Origin of the sequence: Acinetobacter sp. YH12021, from assembly GCF_013420145.1 — a bacterium.
Lineage (GTDB): Bacteria > Pseudomonadota > Gammaproteobacteria > Pseudomonadales > Moraxellaceae > Acinetobacter > Acinetobacter towneri.
In genome coordinates, this window is record NZ_VOYT01000067.1 from 1 (window position 1) to 1,399 (window position 1,399).

2 protein-coding genes are annotated in these 1,399 nt (G+C 60.6%); both read right to left on the reverse strand.

Going from position 1 to position 1,399, the window contains the following annotated elements:
- Positions 1-377 (reverse strand): MFS transporter (locus FTT91_RS14520; RefSeq protein ID WP_180063744.1); only part of this gene is annotated, 377 nt, incomplete at its 3' end.
- A 216-nt stretch (positions 378-593) separates the two neighbouring features.
- Positions 594-1,399: DUF3363 domain-containing protein (locus FTT91_RS14870; protein ID WP_257229606.1), on the reverse strand; the 806-nt coding region annotated here is incomplete at its 5' end.

Consider the following 1,399-nt stretch of genomic DNA (forward strand, 5'->3'; position numbering starts at 1 on the left):
GTCGCGAACGTCGCCACCAGCATGGCCGACGCGCCCACTGCTTGAAGTAGACGGAAAGCGACAAAGGCCGGTGCAGTTGAAGACCAAGCTGCTCCCAGAGACGCAATGACGAAAGCCGTTGCGCCCGCAAGTAGAATTGGCCGTCGCCCGATTCTGTCTGAGAGCGGACCAAAAATCACCTGGCCCACGCCGAGCATCACCATATAGAGGCTCAACGTGAGTTGGATCATAGCGGGCGTCGTGTTCAGGATGCCGGGCATCGCTGGAACGACAGGGAGATAAATATCCATCGCCAGTGAAGCGAGGATGTCGAAAGGAGCCATCAGCAGCAGTGCTGCCGGCAGCGTATAGGCCCACGCGGGGCGTGTGGTGGTCATGACGAATCAACCCTCGATTAAGGAATACCGGGCGACGTCTGCTCGTCAGCAATCAGATGAGACTAGCCTTACAGAGCGCCGCAACAACAATACTGGTTGTTGCGGCTTACTTGTCTGCTGACTTGGAATTTCCCATCTGATTACTCCACGCTTACGAATATGAATTGCTACATTTTATCCGATTATCTTTTGCTTCGCAATGCGGCATGGGCGCACTCAGCGTTCCAGCCCCCTCTGCCGCCCTAACTGCCACGACACCGACCCGCCCTGCACGATGCCCATAACCTCGCGGCCGAGTTGGCGGTCGATGATCGGCCGCCACGGGACAAGGGTGAACTCATGGGATTTCTCGACCACGGCGAACTTGCCGCTCGATAGATGCACGGTTCCGGTAAACTTGCCGCTGACGCTCTCGCCGTCCGTGGCGGCGCGGAACGGCAGGCCCTTACTCAAAGCCATATCCGATCCGACGCCGGCTACCTCGCGCTCCCGCAGGATGGCGAGAAGGTTGCGCCGGTAGAAGACGCGGCTGTCCCGGCTGCGGGTGGCGTCGCCCTGTTCGATATGGTGCTCGCGGCGCTGGTCCATGGCTTCGCGGACTTGTTGCCCGAAGCCGGTTGGCGCAAGGTCGGCCGTCTCGCCGTGGATCAGCCGCCGGTCCAGCCAGGTCGCGCCGTCCGATCCGATCTGTTTGTTCAGATCGACCGGGGAAAGGACGCGAACGCTGGCCTGACTGTCTCGGCCGGCGTCATGGGCGGCGGCACGGCTGACCAGATCATCGGGGATGCGCCATTGGTCGGCGATGATCCGCTCGACGATACCGGCCCGGCGTAGCGCCTCCAGCCGGCGCACATGGGCATCGACATAGCCCTCATAGTCGCCGCCTGGAACGCGGCACGTATAGGAAGAATAAACGCCCTTTTCACCCAAGTCCAACAGCTTTGGACCGCAGTTGACTCTTTCGACACCCCTGCGATGCAACCCAATCCGGCTGACGGGGAGCCAGCAACGCTGAAAATTTA